19 protein-coding genes are annotated in these 19,452 nt (G+C 67.7%); 8 read left to right on the top strand and 11 right to left on the bottom strand.

Annotated elements, in window-relative coordinates; all coding sequences use genetic code 11:
* Positions 1–18 precede the first annotated feature (18 nt).
* Together GGR48_RS15385 and GGR48_RS15380 are read left to right on the top strand one after the other, a co-directional pair.
* Positions 19–1,599: an alkaline phosphatase D family protein gene (locus tag GGR48_RS15385; protein WP_183952731.1), complete on the top strand. Its 1,581-nt coding sequence runs from the start codon at positions 19–21 to the stop codon at positions 1,597–1,599.
* Between the two features lie 44 nt (positions 1,600–1,643).
* On the top strand, positions 1,644–1,985 hold the full coding sequence (locus GGR48_RS15380; protein WP_183952730.1) for a hypothetical protein: 342 nt from the start codon (positions 1,644–1,646) through the stop codon (positions 1,983–1,985).
* A 172-nt stretch (positions 1,986–2,157) separates the two neighbouring features.
* Here GGR48_RS15380 and GGR48_RS15375 read toward each other — a convergent pair whose 3' ends face one another.
* From GGR48_RS15375 to adh, 4 genes are all read right to left on the bottom strand, one after another.
* A complete protein-coding gene (locus tag GGR48_RS15375) occupies positions 2,158–2,697 on the bottom strand; it encodes a GNAT family N-acetyltransferase (protein WP_240455875.1) in 540 nt (179 codons plus the stop codon).
* 33 nt (positions 2,698–2,730) lie between these two features.
* Positions 2,731–4,245, bottom strand: coding sequence for a succinyl-CoA:acetate CoA-transferase ScpC (locus GGR48_RS15370; protein ID WP_183952729.1), 1,515 nt, complete (start codon positions 4,243–4,245; stop codon positions 2,731–2,733).
* A 50-nt stretch (positions 4,246–4,295) separates the two neighbouring features.
* Positions 4,296–5,330: an alcohol dehydrogenase AdhP gene (gene adhP / locus GGR48_RS15365; RefSeq protein WP_183952728.1), complete on the bottom strand. Its 1,035-nt coding sequence runs from the start codon at positions 5,328–5,330 to the stop codon at positions 4,296–4,298.
* A gap of 69 nt (positions 5,331–5,399) precedes the next feature.
* Entirely contained in the window at positions 5,400–6,911 is a 1,512-nt protein-coding gene (gene adh, locus GGR48_RS15360; protein ID WP_183952727.1) for an aldehyde dehydrogenase, read from the bottom strand.
* Positions 6,912–7,070: 159 nt separating this feature from the next.
* Here adh and GGR48_RS15355 point away from each other — a divergent pair, with 159 nt between their 5' ends.
* Together GGR48_RS15355 and GGR48_RS15350 are read left to right on the top strand one after the other, a co-directional pair.
* A complete protein-coding gene (locus GGR48_RS15355; RefSeq protein ID WP_244954869.1) occupies positions 7,071–8,135 on the top strand; it encodes a sigma-54-dependent Fis family transcriptional regulator in 1,065 nt (354 codons plus the stop codon).
* An 83-nt stretch (positions 8,136–8,218) separates the two neighbouring features.
* Positions 8,219–8,755 carry a hypothetical protein gene (locus GGR48_RS15350; RefSeq protein WP_183952725.1) on the top strand — a complete coding sequence of 179 codons (537 nt, stop codon included), beginning with the start codon at positions 8,219–8,221 and terminating at the stop codon, positions 8,753–8,755.
* Positions 8,756–8,813: 58 nt separating this feature from the next.
* Here the strand turns inward: GGR48_RS15350 and GGR48_RS15345 are convergent, their stop codons facing one another.
* From GGR48_RS15345 to GGR48_RS15330, 4 genes are read right to left on the bottom strand one after another with little or no spacing between them, the layout of a single operon-like run.
* Positions 8,814–9,524 (bottom strand): Crp/Fnr family transcriptional regulator, encoded by a 711-nt coding sequence (locus GGR48_RS15345; protein ID WP_183952724.1) that lies wholly within the window; start codon positions 9,522–9,524, stop codon positions 8,814–8,816.
* Positions 9,525–9,581: 57 nt separating this feature from the next.
* Entirely contained in the window at positions 9,582–9,698 is a 117-nt protein-coding gene (cydX, locus tag GGR48_RS15340) for a cytochrome bd-I oxidase subunit CydX (protein WP_183952723.1), read from the bottom strand.
* 14 nt (positions 9,699–9,712) lie between these two features.
* Positions 9,713–10,852, bottom strand: coding sequence for a cytochrome d ubiquinol oxidase subunit II (cydB, locus tag GGR48_RS15335; RefSeq protein ID WP_183952722.1), 1,140 nt, complete (start codon positions 10,850–10,852; stop codon positions 9,713–9,715).
* Positions 10,853–10,865: 13 nt separating this feature from the next.
* On the bottom strand, positions 10,866–12,416 hold the full coding sequence (locus GGR48_RS15330) for a cytochrome ubiquinol oxidase subunit I (protein ID WP_183952721.1): 1,551 nt from the start codon (positions 12,414–12,416) through the stop codon (positions 10,866–10,868).
* Positions 12,417–12,540: 124 nt separating this feature from the next.
* Between GGR48_RS15330 and cydD the strand changes: the two genes are divergently transcribed.
* On the top strand, positions 12,541–14,178 hold the full coding sequence (gene cydD, locus GGR48_RS15325) for a thiol reductant ABC exporter subunit CydD (RefSeq protein ID WP_183952720.1): 1,638 nt from the start codon (positions 12,541–12,543) through the stop codon (positions 14,176–14,178).
* Positions 14,175–15,773: an amino acid ABC transporter ATP-binding/permease protein gene (locus tag GGR48_RS15320; RefSeq protein ID WP_183952719.1), complete on the top strand. Its 1,599-nt coding sequence runs from the start codon at positions 14,175–14,177 to the stop codon at positions 15,771–15,773. The genes cydD and GGR48_RS15320 overlap by 4 nt, the downstream gene beginning before the upstream one ends.
* Here the strand turns inward: GGR48_RS15320 and GGR48_RS18335 are convergent.
* On the bottom strand, positions 15,770–16,459 hold the full coding sequence (locus tag GGR48_RS18335) for a Crp/Fnr family transcriptional regulator (protein WP_338110472.1): 690 nt from the start codon (positions 16,457–16,459) through the stop codon (positions 15,770–15,772). The genes GGR48_RS15320 and GGR48_RS18335 overlap by 4 nt on opposite strands.
* The gene (hemN, locus tag GGR48_RS15310; RefSeq protein ID WP_183952718.1) at positions 16,449–17,771 is read right to left on the bottom strand and encodes an oxygen-independent coproporphyrinogen III oxidase; all 1,323 of its coding nucleotides are present in this window, start codon (positions 17,769–17,771) and stop codon (positions 16,449–16,451) included. Before hemN ends, GGR48_RS18335 begins: the two co-directional genes overlap by 11 nt.
* Before the next feature lie 129 nt (positions 17,772–17,900).
* On the opposite strand from hemN, the gene GGR48_RS15305 reads away from it, so the two are divergent.
* Complete coding sequence (locus tag GGR48_RS15305) at positions 17,901–18,602, top strand: OmpW/AlkL family protein (protein ID WP_183952717.1); 702 nt, start codon at positions 17,901–17,903, stop codon at positions 18,600–18,602.
* A 35-nt stretch (positions 18,603–18,637) separates the two neighbouring features.
* Here GGR48_RS15305 and GGR48_RS17965 read toward each other — a convergent pair whose 3' ends face one another.
* Positions 18,638–18,796, bottom strand: coding sequence for a hypothetical protein (locus tag GGR48_RS17965; protein ID WP_206362411.1), 159 nt, complete (start codon positions 18,794–18,796; stop codon positions 18,638–18,640).
* A 128-nt stretch (positions 18,797–18,924) separates the two neighbouring features.
* Between GGR48_RS17965 and GGR48_RS18210 the strand changes: the two genes are divergently transcribed.
* Positions 18,925–19,278 (top strand): hypothetical protein, encoded by a 354-nt coding sequence (locus GGR48_RS18210; RefSeq protein ID WP_240455874.1) that lies wholly within the window; start codon positions 18,925–18,927, stop codon positions 19,276–19,278.
* The last annotated feature ends 174 nt before the right edge of the window (positions 19,279–19,452 follow it).

The following is a 19,452-nucleotide window of genomic DNA, read 5'->3' as shown; positions in this document are numbered from 1 at the left end:
CGGCAAGGACCCGAAGCCATGATGGATCGTCGCCACCTGCTCGCCGCCTTTCCGATGCTGTGGATGGCGGCACGCGCCGGCGCGCTGCCCGCGGAGCCCCGCAATCTGATCGATGCGCCGGGCTTCCTCACCACGCCGTTCACGCTGGGCGTGGCGTCGGGCGACCCGGATGCGGACGGCTTCGTCGCCTGGACGCGGATCGTCCCCGAACCCGCACAGCCCGATGGCGGCATGGTGGCGGCTCCCGTGCGGGTCGGATGGGAAGTGGCGCGCGATCCCGACTTCCGCCAGATCGTCCGCCGGGGCGATGCGATCGCGCATCCCGAACTCGCGCATGCGGTGCATGTCGAGGTCACGGGCCTCGAACCGGCGCGCCCCTATTGGTATCGCTTCACCTGTGGCGGCCATCGCAGCCCGGCGGGGCGCGGCGCGACCCTGCCGCTGCCCCAGGCGCGGCTCGACCGGCTGCGCTTCGCGGTCGCGGGCTGTCAGCATTATGAGGAGGGGCTCTACACCGCCTGGCGTCGAATCGCCGAGGAGCCGATCGACTTCGTCTTCCATTATGGCGACTATATCTATGAAGGCCCCGACCGGGGGCCGGCCCCGCGCCGCATCGCGGGCCGGGTGGTGACGCCGGTGCGTCATCACACGCATGGCGAGATCCAGTCAATCACCGACTATCGCCTGCGCTACGGCCTCTACAAGTCCGATGCCGACCTGCAGGCGGCGCATGCCGCCGCGCCCTGGTTCGTCAGCTTCGACGATCACGAGGTCGACAACAACTGGGCTGGCGACCGCGATCAGGACGGCACCCCGCCCGAGCTGTTCATGATGCGCCGCGCGATGGCGATGCAGGCCTATTACGAGCATATGCCGCTGCGCCGGCGCTCGATGCCGGTCGCGGGGGCCATGCGCCTCTATCGCGACGCGCGTTTCGGCGACCTGATGCAGGGCTTCTTCCTCGACACCCGCCAGTATCGCTCCGACCAGGCCTATGCCGATGGCGATGTCGTGCAGGGGCCGGACGTCTATTCGTCCGATCGCACCATGCTGGGCGCGGCCCAGGAATCCTGGCTGTTCGACGGGCTGACCCGGTCGACCGCGCGCTGGAACCTCATCGCGCAGCAGGTGCGCCTGATGAACATGCACTATGCCAAGCCGGGCAAGGACGTCGCCGTCACCTCGATGGATCAATGGTCGGGCTATATGCACAGCCAGCGCCGCCTGCTGTCGCACATCGCCGATCATTGTCCGGGCAATGTGATGACGGTCAGCGGCGACGCGCACCGCCATTATGTCGGCGACCTCGTCCACGACCAGCGCGGCACCATCGTGTCGAGCGAGTTTCTCGCGACCTCGATCACCTCGGGCGCGGATGGCGTCGGCGATGACGATGAATTCACCCGCTCGGCCAAGGCGCACACGCCCGAACTGATGGCGATGACCGACCGGCGCGGCTATGTCCTGTGCGACGTCGGCCGCGACAGCCTCCGCGGCGACCTGAAGGTGCTCGACACCGTCGCGGTGCCGGACGGCCGCCTGTCGACCTATGCGAGCTTCGTCGCCGAACGCGGCAAGCCCGGGCTGCACCGGGCGTGAGTGATGGGGGCGGGGGGGTAGGGATAGGGCCGAAGGTCTTTGCGATGGCGCAGAGCTGGTCGATGCCCGCCCCGGGGGACGGCTTCCACATCCCGATGATCGAAGCAAAGGCGCTGGCCGATCGCTATCGTTGGAACGAGGACGTCATTGGGATCATCCTGCGATCGGCGACGGGCAGGCTTTCGCGTGGCGTCGCCGAGCCGGGGCCTGCCGTCGACGCTGCGACAGCAACGGCGGCCCTCCCCATGCGTTTGGCACAAGCGTCGCGTCAGGAGGACCATCAACAGGCAATTCGTGACCTCAACGCACGCCTCCATTTGGTCCGTCAGGTCCATGTACCGGTATCCGCTGCCGCCGAGACGATCGAGTTGTCGAGTGCTCGATAGGATACAGCTTCGCCATCCACCACGATGAACGCCGGACCATGTTGGGATAAACAGATCGGTAGACGACGCAGAACCGGCAAGGCGCGCATCTATGGGATTATGCTTGCCTCCCGTGAATTCCGGCGTCGGCTTCATCGCAGATCATAGGGTTTGCGTCCGCCCCGCACCCGCGTCACGCGATGTGTCGTCTCAGCAGGACCAGCATGGGGTCGCCTTCGACCGCATGAGGTTCGAAGCCCATCTCTTTTTCGATCATGATGGCGGAGCGGTTCTCGTGGTCCTCGATCGCCTCGATCGTGCAATATCTCTTGCGCCGCGCGTGTTCGACCAGATGGTCGAGCAGCGTCCAGCCAATACCCTGCCGCTTCATATCGTGGCGGATGGCGATGGCGGCTTCGGCGGTGGTCGAGCGGTCGTCGCCCGCCAGCATCGCCGCCGCCAGGATCGATCCGTCGTCGGCAAAGGCGATCAGGCTTTCGGTGTGCCTGTCATTCGTATCAATCATACTCCTGAGCCGCTCATGGCTGACCTCGCGCACGCCGGTCAGAAAGCGGAAACGCAGGTCCTCAGGCGAGACATGGGCGAAGAAGGCGGCCAGCGCCGTTTCATCCTCGCCGCGTGCACGGCGAACGTGCAGCCGCACGCCCTGGCGGGTGACAAGCAACTCGGTGTCGGCGATTGTCATGATGTTCTCCTCGATGGCTGCGATCATGATGCGTCTGCCCCTTGGCGACATTGACCATCGTCAAGACGGCAACATCGTTCCCGTTTCCATATAACGACGATGCCAGGACAGCGCTTTGGCGGGGAGCGAGGGGGCATGAAGGCCATAAGACCCGCCCTCGGCGCGCATGGCATAATCGGCGAGCATGGGACGATAATCGGGATGCGCGCAGCGCTCGATCACGGCCTTGGCACGCTGGCGGGGCGACAGGCCGCGCAGGTCGGCCAGCCCCTGTTCGGTGACGATCACCTGTACGTCCTGCATGATATGATCGACATGCGAAGCCTGCGGCACGATGGCGGAAATCTTGCCGCCTTTTGCGGTCGAGGGCGTCATGAAGATCGACACATAGGCGTTGCGCGCGAAATCGCCCGATCCGCCGATGCCGTTCTGGATGCGCGATCCCATCACCAGCGTCGAGTTGACGTTGCCATAGATGTCCGCCTCGATGAGGCCGTTCATCGCGATGCACCCCAGGCGGCGGACGAGTTCGGGATGGTTGCTGATCTCCTGCGGGCGCAGGATCATACGGTCCCGGTACGCGGTCATGTTGGCATTGAGCCGCGCCGCTGCCTGCGGGCTGAGCGAAAAGGCGGTGGCGGAGGCCATGCGCAGGCGCCCGGCATCGAGCAGGTCGAGCATCCCGTCCTGGATCACCTCGGTATAGGCGGTCATCGGGTCGAACGGCGCATCGACCAGACTGGATAGCACCGCATTGGCGATATTGCCGACGCCCGACTGGATTGGCAGCAGGGCAGGGGGCAAGCGTCCGCGCGATACCTCATGGGCCAGGAATTCGATGACGTGCCCGGCAATGGCGTGTGCGGTGTCGTCGGGCGCGGCGAAGGGCAGGTTGCGGTCGGGTGCCTCGGTTTCGACGATGGCGACGATCTTGTCGGGATCGCAGGCTAGATAGGGCGTTCCGATCCGGTCGTCCGGCCGGACCAGCGGGATCGGCACGCGTTCGGGTGGCAGGCGGGTGCCGTAATAGATGTCGTGCATCCCCTCCAGCGCCGCGTCTTGCCAGCGATTGACCTCCAGAATGACCCGGCTCGCGCGGTCCAACCACGTCTTGTTGTTGCCGACCGACGACGAGGGGATGAGAGACCCATCGGCGCGGATGCCCGATACCTCGACGATCGCGGTGTCGAGCGGGCCGAGCACGCCCTCCCAGGCCATTGGCGCGACCTGGCTGAGGTGCATGTCAAGATAGTCGATCTCGCCCCGGTTGATCTTCTCGCGCGCAACCGGGTCGCCGCTATAGGGCAGACGCTGGGCGATACCGTCGACCGCCGCCAGCGCGCCGTCCAGTTCGGGGCCGGTCGAGGCGCCGGTCCACAGATTGACGCGGAACGGATGCCCCGCGCCGTGGGAGTCGGCGATGCGCCTGGCCAGCGCCTGGGGCACCATCTTGGCATAGCCGGAGCCGGTGAAGCCGCTGGTCGCCACCGTTTCGCCGGGGCGGATCAGGGCGGCGGCGGTGTCGGCATCGGTGATACGCGAACGAAGGGCGGCACAGGCGATACGACCGGTCATTGTTTCTCCAACGCTGGCGGGCGGGGCCGGAGCCACCGCCCGCCGCGATTTCAGGCCGCCAGGTCGAGGACGATGCGACCCTCGATCTGGCCACGGCGCATTCGGTCGAACACTTGGTTGACCTCGGCGAGCGGGGCGGTGGCGACGGTTGCCTTGACCTTGCCGTCGGCAGCGAAGTCGAGCGACTCTTGCAGGTCCAGCCGGGTGCCGACGATCGAGCCGCGCACCGTGATGCCGTTCAGCACCAGCCCGAAGATGTTGAGCGGAAAGTCACCCGGCGGCAGGCCGTTGAGCGCGACGGTGCCGCCGCGCGCCACCATGCCCACGGCCTGGGCGAACGCCTTTTCGCTGACCGCCGTCACCAATGCGCCCTGCGCCCCGCCGCCGGTCTCGCGCTTGATCGCCGCCGCCGGGTCCGCCTCGGTTCGCACGTTGACGGTGACCTTCGCGCCCAGCCGCCGGGCAAGGTCCAGCTTGGCGTCGTCGACATCGACCGCCGCGACATTCAGCCCCATGGCGACCGCATATTGCACCGCCATGTGGCCAAGCCCGCCAATGCCGGAGATGACGACTGTGTCGCCCGGCTTGGTATCGGTCATCTTCAGCCCCTTATAGACCGTCACCCCGGCGCACAGTACTGGCGCGATTTCGGTGAAGCCGATATTGGCGGGCAGATGGCCGACGAAATTCGGGTCGGCGATGACATAATCGGCAAAGCCGCCATTGACCGAATAGCCGGTATTGAGCTGGCTTTCGCACAGCGTCTCCCACCCACCCAGGCAGTGCACGCAGTGGCCGCAGGCGGTGTAGAGCCAGGGCACGCCGACCCGATCGCCTTCCTTGATGTGCTTCACACCCTTGCCGACCGCCGAGACATAGCCGACGCCCTCATGCCCCGGAATGAAGGGCGGGTTGGGCTTGACCGGCCAGTCGCCTTCGGCGGCATGCAGATCGGTATGACATACGCCGGACGCCTGGATCGCGACCTGGATCAGGCCGTCGCCAACCTCCGGCACGGAGACTTCGTCGATGGTCAGGGGTTGGCCGAACGCGCGCACGACGGCGGCCTTCATCGTCTTCGCCATGGTGTTTCTCCTGTCGGATGATGATGGGGCAGGGATGGGCGCCCGCGCCGGTCCCTGCCTTGACCGCCGTCAAAAGAAGCCGAGCTTCTTGGCCGAATAGCTGACCAGCAGATTCTTGGTCTGCTGATAGTGATCGAGCATCATCCGATGCGTCTCGCGACCGATGCCCGACCGCTTGTAGCCGCCGAACGCCGCGTGCGCCGGATAGGCGTGGTAGCAGTTGGTCCACACCCGGCCCGCCTGGATCGCCCGGCCCATGCGGTAGGCACGCGTGCCGTCGCGCGTCCATACGCCCGCGCCCAGGCCGTAGAGGGTGTCGTTGGCGATGCGCAGCGCTTCCTCATCGTCCTTGAAGGTCGCGACCGAGACGACAGGGCCGAAGATTTCCTCCTGAAACACGCGCATCCTGTTGTGGCCGCTGAGCACAGTCGGCTTGACGTAATAGCCCTCCAGCCCCTCGGGCCGGTTGCGCGTGCCGCCGGTTAGCACCTTCGCGCCTTCGTCGCGGCCGATGTCGAGATAGCCGAGGATCTTATCCATCTGCTCCAGCGAGGCCTGCGCGCCGACCATGGTGGCGGGGTCGAGCGGATCGCCCTGGATCATCACCTCGACCCGCGCGACCGCCTTTTCCATGAAGCGGTCATAGATGGATTCATGGACTAGCGCGCGGCTGGGGCAGGTGCAGACTTCGCCCTGGTTGAGCGCGAACATGGCGAAGCCCTCGATCGCCTTGTCGAGATAATCATCGTCCTCGGCGGCCACGTCGGAAAAGAAGATGTTGGGGCTCTTCCCGCCCAACTCCAGCGTGACCGGGATCAGGTTTTCCGACGCATAGGACATGATGAGCTGCCCGGTCGTCGTTTCGCCGGTAAAGGCGATCTTGGCGATGCGCGGGTTCTGCGCGAGCGGCTTGCCCGCCTCCACGCCATAGCCGTTGACGATGTTGAGCACGCCCTCGGGCAGCAGGTCGCCGATCAGTTCGGCCAGCACCATGATCGAGGCGGGGGTCTGCTCGGCGGGTTTCAGCACCACACAATTGCCCGCCGCCAGCGCGGGCGCGAGTTTCCAGCAGGCCATCAGCAACGGAAAGTTCCACGGGATGATCTGCCCGACGACGCCCAGCGGCTCGTGGAAGTGATAGGCGACCGTGTCGTGGTCGATCTCCGAAATGCCGCCTTCCTGCGCGCGGATGCAGCCTGCGAAGTAACGGAAATGGTCGATGGCGAGGGGCAGATCGGCGGCGGTCGTCTCGCGGATCGGCTTGCCATTGTCCCAGGTCTCGGCGGTGGCGAGCAGGGACAGATTCTCCTCCATCCGGTCGGCGATGCGGTGCAGGATCAGCGCGCGTTCGGCGACGCTGGTGCGACCCCAGCCGTCCTTGGCCTCGTGCGCGGCATCCAGTGCCAGTTCGACATCGGCCGCCTGGCTGCGCGCGACCTGACAGATGACCTGCCCATCAATGGGGGATCGGTTGTCGAACCAGCGCCCCTCGACCGGATCGACCCAGCGGCCGCCGATGAAATTGGCATAGCGCTGCTTGAACGGCGCTTTGCGCGCTTTTATGGCGTCCTGGATCGTCACGAACTCTCTCCTTGGTCTGTTATGACCCAAGGCTCTGCCCGTACCCGGACAAGGGCAAGACGATCCGCGACGAAGTGTCGGCGACGTGGTGGACTTTCCGGGGCCGAGGCGTAGCATGTGTCGCATGGCGCGACGCGAAAGACGTGCCGGTGTCGCAACTTGCGACAGTTGGAGAAGGATGCGGCGATGGACGGCGCCGGTATAGAGCAGGGGCGACGCGCCTATTTCGACGAGGGGCAATTGCCCCTCGAAACCGTGCGCCAGCCGGTGCTGCGATCCTGGTTGCGCTGCACCGACATGGGGCTGGCGCAGGGACGGCTTCATGGCGGCGGTCCGCTGGCCGAAAGCGAACTCCATGCGTTGCGCCAGCGACGCGAGTCGCTACGTCGCCTGTGCCGCCCCGAGCTGGAGATGCTGGCGGGCGAGGCGCGCGAGACGGGTAGCGTCGTGATCCTAGCCGACGCGGACGGCATGATCCTCGACACGATCGGCGACACCGGCTTCCTGTCCCGCGCGGCGCAGGTGGCGCTCAGGCCCGGTGTCTCCTGGACCGAGGCGAGCACCGGGACCAACGCGATCGGCACCGCCATTGCCGAGCGTCGCCCGATCGCCGTCCATGGCCCCGAGCATTTCTTTGCCGAACATGCGGTGCTGAGTTGCGCCGCGACGCCAATCCTCGACCCGCGCGGCGCGATCGTCGGCGCGCTCGACATTTCGGGACCATCGGCCAGCGGCCATGGCCATGCGCTGGGGTTGATCCGGCTGGCGGTCGACCAGATCGAGCATCGGCTGTTCCGCGACCGCTTCGCCGATTGCCGCGTGCTGCGGATGCATGACGATGCCGCGATGCTGGGCACCGCGCGCGAGGGGATATTGGTGTTCCGCGACGAAAGGCTGGTCGCCGCCAACCGGCGCGGGCTTTCGCTGGTCGGGCGCAGCTGGGAGGCGCTGGACGATGCGGCGCTTGGCGAGCTGGTGGACATGAAAGGGCAGGCGGCGCGGGGCCGATTGCGCCTGGCCAACGGCGCGACCCTGATCGGCGGCTGGGATGCCGATGTTCGGGGTGGCGGCATCGAACTGTCCGTCGCACGCCCGCTGGCCGACGAGCGGGCCGAGGCGATTGACGCGGCGCTGGCGGCGCATGACGGCAATGTCTCGGCGGCGGCGCGGCAACTGGGTGTGCATCGCAGCACCATCCACCGGCACCTCGTCCGTCAGCGCTGAGGGCTGCGGCACGGCGCTTTGACTATCGTCAATGTGGGGGCCAACACCCTTCGTCATCAGGGGAGCGAAGGAGAAGACCCGCGATGGATCGCAACCCGCTTCAAGGCAGCGTCGTGCCGTTCGCGCGGCGCTGGCACGTCATTCAGGAAATCGACCTGATCCGCCTGCTTCAGGAGCATCGTCGTCGGCTGGCGCTATGCGGGCAGGCGGAAGCGATGGCCGACGCCTTGCCCGATCGTCCCGATGGTCCGACCATGACGCTGTTCCTGCAGGCCCTGGAGGCGCTGGTGACGCGCGGCGAGCAGGCGGATGGCGTCTATCTGGAGGCAATGCTGTCCAACGGGCGGGCCGATCCGCTCACCGACACGCTCCTCGACCATGTCCGCCACCGGCATGAGGCGGATGCGGCGGCGGCGCGCGAACTGGTCACGGCCTTTGCCGAGGCGGATGCCTTCGCCGCGCCCGAGACGCTGGGCCATATGCTGCGCAGCTTCTTCAACGGTTGTCGCCGCGCGGTCGATTTCGAGCAACTGGCCATCATCGCGCTGGCCGGGTATCGGCTGACCCCGGAGGCGCGCGGCCTGCTGGTCGATGCGCTGGCGGAGAGTCTGGCGGCTTAGAGTCTGTTCCACTGACGTGGGCCGGTGCCGCCCTGATCCGGCTTTGCTGGATCAGGCCCTATGCCGCCTCGGCGCGTGCCGCCAGCGCCTCACGGTCGCTGATCGTGATGGCGCGGCCACCGGGCAGGCCGATCAACCCGCTCTGTTTCATCCGGGTCAGCTGGCGGCTGACCGTCTCGATCGTCATGCCCAGCACATCGGCGATCTGCCCGCGCGTCAGCGGCAGGTCGAACGTCACCGGCCCGTCGCGGCTGGCCCGGCACCCGCTGGCCCCGGCGCGCGCCGCCATGTCGAGCAGGAAGCCCGCCAGCTTCTCCCCTGCCGATTTGCGCGCCAGCACCAGCATCCGCCCGCGCGCCTCGTTCAGCGATTCGAAGGTCCGCTGGAGCAACAGGCGCTCCATGCGCTGATGATCCTCCAGCACCCGCTCGAAGGCGGCGCGGGGGAAGACGCACAGCTCCGCCTCGGTCAGCGCGGTCAGGGTGAAGTCGACATCGCCCGCATAGGGCTGCCCGAAGAAATCGGCGGGATAGAGGAGGCCGACCGTCTGCTCGCGGCCATCGGCGGTCGCAGCGACCAGTTTCAGCACGCCTGTCAGCAGGTTGCCGCAGATCACCGCCTCGTCGCCTGCCCAGGCGATGGTCTGGCCACGTGCGACCCGGCGGCGCTGGCCGATGGCGTTCAGGGCGAGCAGTTCCCGGTCGTCCAGGTTGCCGCACAAGGCCCGGTCGCGCACCGCGCAATCGGCACAGATGTCGTTCGGGATCATGGCCTTGCCCTATAGCGCGGCCATGATCCCCTGTCGTCGGACGGATTGTCCTATCTGTCAGGGTCGCGGCGACACGTCATCTTCCTGCGGCAGATGGAATTCGTGCCAGATGCCGTTGAGGATGCCGAAGCCGATCGCCAGGCCGAGGCCCAGGACCCAGGAAAAATACCACATGGGTCGTTCCTTTCTCAGTAGAAGTCGGGATTGGTACGCACCGCGTCCGCCGTCACGCGGCCGAACATCACCCGATAGGCCCAGGCGGTGTAGGCGAGCACGATCGGCAGGAAGACGATGGTGACGAAGAGCATGATGCCCAGCGTCTTCTGTGTAGACGAGGCGTTCCACACCGTCAGGCTGCTATGCGCATCGATGCTGGACGGCAGGATGAAGGGGAACATCGCGCAGCCGACGGTGGCGATGATCCCCATCGCGGCGAGCGACGATCCGGCAAAGGCCAGGGCTTCGCGACCGCTGCGGATGCCGACCAGCGCCAACGCGGCCCCGGCAAAGCCCAGCGCGGGCAGCGCCATCATCCACGGATAGGTCGCATAATTGTCGAGCCATGCGCCGCCCGCTTGCTCCGCCGTCATGCGCAAGGGGTTGGACGGGCCGAGCGGATCGACTGCGCCGACAATCCGGTAGCCGATATCGCCCCATGCGACGAAGGCGAAGCCGACCGCGAACAACAGGATGGAGGCGATGGCCGCCAGCGTCCCGAACGCCCGCGCCCGGTCATGGACGGGACCATGTTCGACCTTGATCGACAGCCATGCCGCGCCGTGCAGCACCAGCATCGCCACCGACAACAGACCGCAGACCAGCGTGAAGGGCGTGAACAGCCCGAGCAAAGTGCCATCGTAAAAGGCGCGCAGATCGCCATCCAGGCGGAAGGGCGCGCCGAGCAGCACATTGCCGACCGCGACGCCGAAAACGAGCGCGGGGACGAGGCCGCCGACGAACAGGGCCCAGTCCCAACGGGTGCGCCAAGCCGGGTCCGGCCGCTTCGAGCGATATTTGAACCCCACCGGCCGCAGGATCAGCGCAGCCAGTACCAGGAACATCGCGAGGTAGAAGCCCGAAAAGCTGACCGCATAGACGAACGGCCAAGCCGCGAAGATCGCGCCGCCGCCCAGGATGAACCAGACCTGGTTTCCCTCCCAGGTCGGCCCGATCGAGTTGATGACCATCCGCCGCTCGGCATCGCTCCGCGCGACGAAGGGGAGGAGGGCGGCGACGCCCAGGTCGAACCCGTCGGTCAGCGCAAAGCCGATCAGCAGCACACCCAGCAGCGCCCACCAGATCAGGCGCAACATCTCATAATCGAACATGTCCTGGCCTCCTTCAGGCGGGGATGGGGCCGGGCGCGGGCTGGTCGTCCCGTTCCTCCGGGCCGTGCGCGATGGCGGCGAGGATCAGCCGGACCTCGATCACCGCCAGCACCCCGTAGAGCGCGGTAAAGCCCGCCAGCGTGGTCCACAGCGCCCCGCGTGACAGCGAGCTGGTCGCCAGGAAGGTCGGCAGCACGCCCTCGATCGCCCAAGGCTGGCGCCCCAGCTCGGCGACCACCCAGCCCAACTCGATCGCGATCCAGGGCAGCGGGATCGCCGCCACCGTGAGGCGGAGGAACCAGCGCGAATCCATGTGCATCCTGAGCGAACACAGAATGAAGGCGGTGGCGAACAGCGCGATCATCGCAAAGCCGATCAGCGCCATGATGCGGAAGCTCCAGAAGAGCAGGCCGACATCGGGCACCGTGTCCCAGGCCGCCGCCTCGATCTGCTTCGCCGTTGCGGCGCGCGGATCGGCCATCTGACGCTTGAGCAGCAGGGCATAACCCAGGTCGCGCTTGTGTGCCTCGAACCGGGCGCGCTGGGCAAGGTCGTTCGGGTTCGCCTTCAGCCGCTGGACCGCGTCATAGGCGATCACGCCCGAGGCGATCCGCTCCTGCGCCCTCAGCACCAGTTCGGACATGCCGGTGACGGTGCCGTCCAGGCTGCGCGTCGCGATCAGGCCGAGCAGCCAGGGAATTTCAACCTTGTACCGTGTCTCGCGCGCGACGGTGTCGGGATAGCCGAACAGCGTCAGGCCCGAGGGGCCGGGCTCGGTGTGCCAGACCGCCTCGATCGCGGCGAGCTTCATCTTCTGGTTGTCGGTCAGCGCATAGCCGCTCTCGTCACCCAGCACGACGACCGACAGCGAGGAGGCGAGGCCGAACGCCGCCGCCACCGTCATCGACCGGCGCGCGACCGGCAGGAACCGGCCCTTGAGCAGCCAGAAGGCCGACACGCCCAGCACCACGACCGAGGCGCAGACATAGCCTGCGCTGACCGTGTGGACGAACTTGGCCTGCGCCACCGGGTTGAACAGCACCGCGCCGAAATCACCGACCTCCATGCGCATCGTATCGGGATTGAAGCTGGCGCCGACCGGATTCTGCATCCAGCCATTGGCGATCAGAATCCACAGCGCCGACAAATTGGTGCCTAGCGCGACCATGAAGGTGACGATCAGATGGCCGAGTTTCGACAAACGGTCCCAGCCGAAGAACATCAGGCCGACGAACGTCGCCTCCAGAAAGAAGGCCATCAGCCCCTCGATCGCCAGCGGCGCACCGAAGATGTCGCCGACATAATGCGAGAAATAGGACCAGTTGGTGCCGAACTGGAACTCCATGGTCAGGCCCGTGGCGACGCCCAGCACGAAGTTGATGCCGAAGATCTTGCCCCAAAATCGCGTGGTCACGCGCCATTCCGCGCGGTTGGTCATGACATAGACCGACTCCATGATGACCAGCATCATCGAAAGGCCGAGCGTCAGTGGCACGAACAGGAAGTGATACAAGGCGGTCGCCGCGAATTGCAGTCGCGACAGGTCTACGACGCCGGGGTCCATGGCATGTCTCCATAAAAGGAGCCGCCCCCCGGCCCCTTGTCGATCGACTCGCTAGGCCTGCCATCCGGCGCCGACATTGACCGCGGTCAAAGACTATGGGGGCGGTCAGGGCGACCGTCGCGGCATGACGACGATCGCCCATGCTCCCCCGACACCCAAGGCGCGCAGCCGCTGGTTGAAGGACGTGGCCGGGCGGCGTGACGGCGTGGCGGGCCTGTTGTTGTTCGACACGCTGGCGGCGATCGGTTTCGCGGCGGGGATCGCGGGCGGCGTGACGGCGGTGGCGGGGCAGGGGGCGGCGTGGCCCTGGGCCGTGCTGATGCTCGGCATGGGGGCATTGCGTGCGGTGTTGGCGACCCTGGCGTTGCGGCGAGGCGCGGTGAGGGCGGGGGCGGGGGCGGTCAAGCGGGCGCAGCGGCTTCGCGCCGTGGCCGCCACGCTGCGTCGCAAGCCGGATGGCCCGATCGATAGCGGCCTGTTGGCGACCCAAGCGGTGGATGCGGTCGAGGCGCTGGACGGCTATGTCGCGCGTTTCCTGCCCGCACGCCGGGCCGCCGCCATTGCGCCGATGCTGGTCCTCGCTGCGACCGCCTGTGCCAGCTGGGTGGCGGCGGCCATTCTCGCAGCCACCCTGTTGCCGTTCGTGGCGGCAATGATCCTGGCGGGCGGCGCGGCGGCTGACGAGTCGCGGCGGCAGTTCGTCGCCCTTCACCGCCTGTCGGCCCGCTTCGCCGACCGGGTGCGCAGCTTGCCGGTCGTGCTGGCCTTTCGCGCCGAGACACGCGAGACCGAGGCGATCGGCGCGGCGGCGCAGGAACTGGCTGAGCGGACCATGCGGATCCTCCGGGTGGCGTTCCTGTCCTCCGCCGCGCTGGAGTTCTTCGCGGCGCTCTCGGTCGCGCTGGTTGCGGTCTATTGCGGCTTTGCCTTGCTCGGCCTGCTGCCCTTCGCCGCGCCCGAGACGCTGACCCTCGGGCGGGCATTCTTCGTGCTGGCGCTCGCACCGGAATTCTACGCCCCGATGCGCCGCCTGGCCGCGGCCTATCACGACAAGCAGGCGGCGGAGACGGCCGCCGACACGCTGATGCCCCTGGCCGAACCGGCACCTGTGCCCGTGGTCCGCGTCGCGGCCCCGCTCATTCTGCGCGATGTCGCCATCCGGTATCCGGGCAGCGATGCCCCGGCCGTCTCGCGCGTGTCGCTGTGGATCGAGGCGGGCGAGACGGTGGCGCTGCTTGGCCCCTCAGGCAGCGGCAAGACCAGTCTCCTGCATCTACTGCTGGGCCTCGCGCCGTTATCTGCGGGAATTGTCGAGGCGGGCGGTGTCCCGCTCACCTCACTGGCGGGGCAGGCGAGTTGGGCGGGGCAGCATCCCCTGCTCATCGCGGGCTCGATCCGCGACAATCTGACGCTCGCCCATCCTCAAGCGGATGAACTGGCGGTCCAGCGTGCGGTCGCGGCGGCGGGCTTGGGGCGGATGCTCGCGGCCCGGCCGGGTGGCCTTGATGCAACGCTCGATACGCGCGGCAGCGGGCTGTCGGGCGGCGAGCGGCGGCGGATCGCGCTGGCCCGCGCGCTGCTCAACCCCGCGCCCTTCCTGCTGCTCGACGAGCCGACCGCGCATCTCGACGCCGCCGCCGAAGCCGCCCTCATCGCGACCATCGCCCGCGCCGCGAAAGGGCGCACGACGCTGATCGCCACGCATAGCCCCGCATTGGCCGCCATCGCGACCCGCGTTGTTCATCTGGGACATAGCGCATGACACTGCACCGGCTGATCGCCGCCGAACGCTGGCGGGAGCGTCGTCGTTTGCGACAGGCGGGCCTTTGCGCTGCGCTGGTCGCTATCGCCTCGGTGCTGTTGCTCGCCTTGTCGGGCTGGTTCCTGACCGCCGCCGCGTTGGCGGGGGGCGCGGGGATCGTGGCGGCACAGGCGTTCAACTATATGCTGCCCTCCGCCATGATCCGGCTGCTGGCGATCATGCGAACCGGCGCGCGCTATGGCGAGCGGCTGGCGAGCCATGGCGCGGCCTTCGGTGCGCTCGCCCGGCTGCGGCCCGCGCTCTACCGCGCGCTTACCGTCGCGCCGCCCTCGGTGGCGCTGACACTCGGCCGGGGCGAGGCGACCGCGCGGCTGATCGGCGATGTCGATGCGGTGGAATGGCGTTTCGTCCGGCTGTCGGGGCCCTGGGGTATCGTGGCGGCGCTGGCGTCGGGGGCGGCGTTGACGCTGCTCGGCGGATGGCTGGCCATGGTCGCGACGCTGGCCTGTGTCGGGGGAGCGCTCGGTCTGGCCCAAGTTTGGGCGCACCGGTTGGAGGAACCCGGCCGCGCGGCGCAACAGGCGATGGGAGCTTTGCGCGAGGAGGTGGCGACGATCGGCGGCGCGGCGGCGGAACTCCGCTGTTTCGCGCTGGAGGATTGGGCGACCGCCCGGATCGCGGCGGCGAGCGATCGACTCGCCGCGGCGCAGGCGCAGCAGGCGGCGGTGGTGGCCCGGTTCGAGGCGCTGCACGCGATCAGTGTCGCGCTGGCGGCGGCATCGGCGCTGCTCCTGTCGGCGGGCGCAGGCGCCCCGATCGCGGCGCTGGCGGCGCTGGCGGCGGCGATGACGGCCGATGCGACCGCGCCGATCCTGCGCGCGATGACCGAGCGGGGGCGGCTGTGCGAGGCGGAAGCTCGGCTGGAAACGCTGTTCGCGGCGGCGGAAGAGCGTCCGGCTGCGGACGAAGTGTGCGACGCGACCCTCATGATCGACGGCACGCCATTTGCGCCGGGCAGCCGCATCGCCCTGACGGGGCCATCGGGCTGCGGCAAGACGACTCTGGTCGAGGGGTTGCTAGGTCTTCGCCCGCTTCCGCCCGACCGGATCATGATCGGGGGGCGGGATGCCGCCGCCCTCGCCCCTGCCACCCTGCGCGCGACTTTCGCCTGGGCGCCGCAGGACGCGGCGCTGATGGCGGGCACGGTCCGCGACAATCTGCGGCTGGCCGATGACCAGGCGAGCGAGGACCGGCTGTTGCAGGCGTTACACGACGCCGCGCTCGACGACGTGGTGCGCGCCTTGCCTGAGGGGCTGGACACATGGCTGGGCGAGGATGGGGCGCGGCTGTCGGGCGGCGAGCGGCGGCGGATGTCGCTGGCGCGGGCCTATCTGGCGGATGCGCCCTGGCTGCTGCTTGACGAACCGGGCGAAGGGCTGGATGCGGCGGTCGCGGCGCAGGTCGCGCGGCGCCTAGACGCGCGGTTGAAGCGGACCGGGCAGGGGATGATACTGGTCAGCCACCGCCCCGTGCTGTCGGCCCTGTGCAATCGGCAATGGGCGGCGGGTGGCGGAACCCGCCGATCCGCCGCCTAACCCGCGATCTGGGCCAGGCGGACCGGATCGAGCAGGCGCACGCCGCGCAGCCCAGATAGGGCGATCAGCCCGTCCTGTTGGAACGCGGTCATGTGACGGCTGACCGTCTCGACCGCCAGGCCCAGCGCCTCCGCCATGGCGGCCCGTGACAGCGGCAGGTGGAACGCTTCGTCCCGTGCCACCTCGCCCCGACGCGCCATATCCACCAACAACGCGGCGATCCGCGCCTCGGCCCGCGCGCGCGCCAGCATCGGCATCCAGCGTCTCACCTCCCCCAGCGTCGCCATCGTCCGACGCAACAGCAATCGCCCGGCGGCGGGATGGCGGACGAGCAGCGCCTCCAGCGCCACACGCGGATAGACGCACAGATCGGCATCGCTCAGCGCCGCGATCGTATCGACCGACCGTTCGGCAAAGAGCATGCCGACGAAATCGCCGGGATAGAGCAGCCCGACGATCTGGACGCCGCCATCCGCCTCCACGCGCGATACCTTGAGCACGCCGGAGACGAGATTGGCGCAGTGACTGGCCGGATCGCCGCTCCAGCCAAATGCCTGCCCGGCGCTCAACCGGCGGCGGCGACCGATATCGTGAAGCGCGGCCAGCGCCGCGCCGCGCAGTCCGTCGCACAGCGCCATGCCACGCGCGGCACAGGCGGCGCAGCGCGGTGGCAGGTCAGACGGCACGGCTGAAACGCGTGTCGCCCTCGCTGCGCCAGGCGTCGAAGGCGGCGGCGATGCTGCGGGCATAGGGCAGCGCGTCGGCCGTCAGGCGCAGGCGGTGGCCGTCCCAACCGAGCAGCCCCGCCTGCTCGAAGCGGGACAGCCGGGCCCGAATGGCGTCGCGCTCGGGCAGGCCGTCCGTATCGGCGACTCCTTGGCACAGCACCCCCGCAATCGCCGCGCCCCGCCGCCGGTCGAGCGGTGTCCGACGGATACCCCGCGTGGTTGCGAACCGACCGGCGCCGATCGCCTGGTGCCAATCGCCCGCCTTCTTAGCGTTCTGAAGCAGGCGGTCGGGAAACCCGCTGATCGCGCTGGCCCCCAGGCCGATCAGGATGTCGGCGGGATCGTCGGTGAAGCCCTGGAAATTGCGGCGCAGCGTGCCCTTCGCCGCCGCCTGCGCCAGCGGATCGTCGGGCTTGGCGAAGTGATCGAAGCCGACCGCCCGGTACCCCGCCGCCGTCAATCGTTCATGCGCCGCTGCGGCCTGTGCGAAGCGCGCCGCAGTGCCGGGGAGCGCGGTCGCGTCGATCCGGCGCTGGCGCAGAATCAAATGGGGGACATGCGCATAGCCGAAGACCGCCAGCCGTTCGGGCGCCAGCGCGATCGTTGCCTCCAGCGTGGCCCGAAGCGCCGCGTCGGTCTGTCCGGGCAGACCGTACATCAGGTCGAAGTTGATCGATCCGACCCCCGCCTCGCGCAACAGCGCGACGGCGCGGACGATGTCCTCGCACGGCTGAACCCGGCCGATTGCCGCCTGGAGCATGGGATCGAAGGTCTGCACGCCCAGGCTGACCCGCGCGACGCCGGTCGCGGCTATGACGCTCGCCCAGTCCGAGGCGAAGCCACGCGGATCGATCTCCAGCGAAAGCGGTGCATCGTCGCAGGCAAAGGCGCTGCGCAGATGCGCGACCAGCGCCGCGAAGGCGCCCGGGGAAATGGCGTTGGGACTTCCCCCGCCAAAGGCAATCCGCCGGATTTGTCCGCGCCCCTCCAGCCGGGCGGCAATCCTGTCGATCTCGGCATGCAGCCGCGTCAGATACTTCTCCAGCCGCGTCGTCCGGTTCGCCGCACCGGTGTTGCACCCGCAATACCAGCAGATCGCCCGGCAATAGGGGATATGTAGATAGAGCGACACGTCCGCATCCGCATCGACAGCATCGAGCGCGGCGGACATGTCGTCATGACCGACCCCGTCGCCAAACTCGGCGGCGGTGGGATAGCTGGTGTAGCGCGGCACGGGCCGGGCGAGCAGTTCGGGATGATAAGGCCACATGGCGAATGCTGTGCCCCACCCGGGAGAACGCGCCTTTGATCGCCGTCAAACCGGGCTTTGTCGATGGTCAAGGCGGCGGGCCAAGTCCGCTCCTAATCGGTCCTCCTGTACCGACACAGGAGACACACGATGACCGCCATCAGAACCGCCGCCATCCTGCTCGCGCTCAGCGCAATGGGAATCGGCGCATCGGCTTCGGCCCAGGATCGCACCGATGTACAGCCCCGGGTCGGGGTGCGCGCGGGCGACGTCCTGTTCCGCGCCCGTGCCATCCTGGTCGCCCCAAACGAGCGATCCGGCAGCATTCTCCCCGCCTTTCCCGGCGAGACGGTGAAGGTCAACAACGGCATCATGCCGGAGGTCGACGCGACCTATATGGCAACGAACCACCTCGGCTTCGAACTGATCGCCTCGACCACCAAGCATTCCATCAGCGCGATGCGGGGAACGACCGGCAGCCTCGGCAAGCTGGCCTCCACCTGGGTCCTGCCGCCAACGCTCACCGCCCAATATCATTTCTCGCCGATGCGCCACGTCCGTCCCTATGTCGGTGCCGGCGTCAACTATACGATCTTCTGGAACGAGGCGGCCTCCGACGGCCTGCAAGCGGCGGTGGGGCCGACCAGCGTGCATCTGAAGGACAGCGTCGGCTGGGCAGCGCAAGCGGGCGTCGATGTAGACATCACTCGCCGGGTCTTCCTGAACCTCGATGTCAAGTACATCGACATCGATACCACCGCCCGCCTCGACAACGCAGCGCTGGGCCGTCAGCGCGTGAATGTCTCGCTGGACCCGCTGGTGGTCGGCATCGGATTGGGAATGCGTCTGTAAAGTCAGAAAGAAAGTATCGGACCAGGGTTCAGGCCTCATCGATTGATCCAGAAGATGACGGACGCGGCGAGTGCTGGGCGTAACCAGTCGGCATCATAGTCGCGATCCGTAAGCAGCACCGGAGCGGGCTGCATCGCCTCGAACATGAGGGCTGCTCCCTGGCAGTCGTTCATCGGAACCTTGGTAAGCAGCATGACGCACGGGCGACCACGGTCATCGCAGATAGCGTGCAGCTCGGAGGTCAGGCAACCTTTGGTACGCCCGATACGTCGGGCAAGAGCCCCTTTTTGAGCAGACTGGCCGTCGTTCGGTGCGCTTTCAGATGCGTGGCATCGATCATCGACTGATAGGTGGTCCGTCCTCGGCCGCCAGTCCGGCAAAGAGCCGGTTGAACACGCCCATCTGGCTCCAGCGAATGAAGCAGTTGCAGATCGTTTTGGGCGAACCGTACGCCGCTGGGTCATCCCGCCAGCGCAAACCGTTGCGGATCACGAAGATGATGCCGCTGACGATCCGCCGTTCATCTACGCGCGGCACGCCATGCGACAACGGAACATACGGTACGATCCGCTACATTTGCTTGTCGGTCAGCCAGAACAGGTCGCTCATCCGCGGCTTCTCCGCCGCCAATGAATCAATCCGCGACACATCACGCAAGCCGTTTAACGGGTCCTAAGCCGAGCCAACTCGCGCGATACGGAGAGGCTATCACCCGAGTTCCGCTCTTTCCCTCTCCTTCATCTCTGCCAACCCCCTGTCTGATGCGACGGTGGTATGAAGGTGTTGCGGAAGGGAGCCCGTCCCCCCCGAGGGTCTGGAGCCCGATAGGGAGCAAGGGTCCCTTCCGCGT

Source organism: Sphingomonas pseudosanguinis (assembly GCF_014196255.1).
In the GTDB taxonomy this organism is placed as follows: domain Bacteria; phylum Pseudomonadota; class Alphaproteobacteria; order Sphingomonadales; family Sphingomonadaceae; genus Sphingomonas; species Sphingomonas pseudosanguinis.
The sequence above is the reverse complement of the archived record's forward strand: the minus strand, read 5'-3'. Positions and strand labels throughout refer to the sequence as shown.